General features: G+C 65.6%; 1 protein-coding gene. It reads right to left on the bottom strand.

Going from position 1 to position 996, the window contains the following annotated elements:
- Positions 1–995: type I glyceraldehyde-3-phosphate dehydrogenase (gene gap / locus CG51_RS18765; protein ID WP_035747636.1), on the bottom strand; the 995-nt coding region annotated here is incomplete at its 3' end.
- Position 996: the final 1 nt, after the last annotated feature.

Raw genomic sequence — 996 nt, 5'->3', positions numbered from 1 at the left:
AGCCGTCCGATGGCGGCTGCGGTATCGGCCATTCGGTTGGAGAAGCCCCATTCGTTGTCGTACCAGGAGAGGATGCGGCACAGCCGCCCCTCCATCACCTTGGTCTGGTCCATGTGAAAGACCGAGGACCGGGGGTCGTGGTTGAAGTCGGAGGAGACGTTCGCCTCCTCCGTGAAGCCGAGGACCCCCGCCAGCCGCCCCTCCGCCGCCTTGCGGATCGCCGCGTTGATCTCCTCGACCGTCGTGTCCCGCGCGGCCTCGAACACCAGGTCCACCACCGAGACGTTCGGCGTCGGAACCCGGATCGCAACCCCGTCCAGCTTCCCCTTCAGCTCCGGCAGCACAAGACCCACCGCCTTCGCCGCCCCCGTCGAGGTCGGGATCATCGACAGCGCCGCGGCCCGCGCCCGGTAAAGGTCCTTGTGCATCGTATCCAGCGTCGGCTGATCGCCCGTATAGCTGTGGATCGTCGTCATGAACCCCCGCGTGATGCCGACCGCGTCGTTCAGCACCTGCGCCACCGGGCTCAGGCAGTTCGTCGTGCACGAGCCGTTCGAGATCACCAGATCCTCCGGTCGCAGCACCTTGTCGTTCACCCCGAAAACGATCGTCTTGTCCGCCCCCGAAGACGGCGCCGACACCAGAACCCGCTTCGAGCCGTTCTCAAGATGGATCGCCGCCTTGTCCCGGTCGGTGAACAGCCCCGTGCATTCCAGCGCGACATCCACCCCCTGCCACGGCAGTTCCGCAGGGTTGCGCAGCGCCGTCACCTCGATCGGGCCCCGGCCCACGTCGATCGTCGAGCCCTTCACCCGAACCTCGCCCGGAAACCGGCCGTGCACGCTGTCGAACCGAAGCAGATGCGCGTTCGTCTCAACCGGGCCAAGATCGTTGATCGCCACGATCTCGACGTCGTTCCGACCAGACTCCACAATCGCCCGCAATATGTTCCGACCAATCCGCCCAAAACCATTGATCGCTACCGTCGTCGTCATG

It is taken from the genome of Haematobacter missouriensis (assembly GCF_000740775.1).
GTDB lineage: Bacteria > Pseudomonadota > Alphaproteobacteria > Rhodobacterales > Rhodobacteraceae > Haematobacter > Haematobacter missouriensis.
Note: the sequence above shows the minus strand (reverse complement) of the source record. Positions and strands in the feature narration are given on the sequence as shown.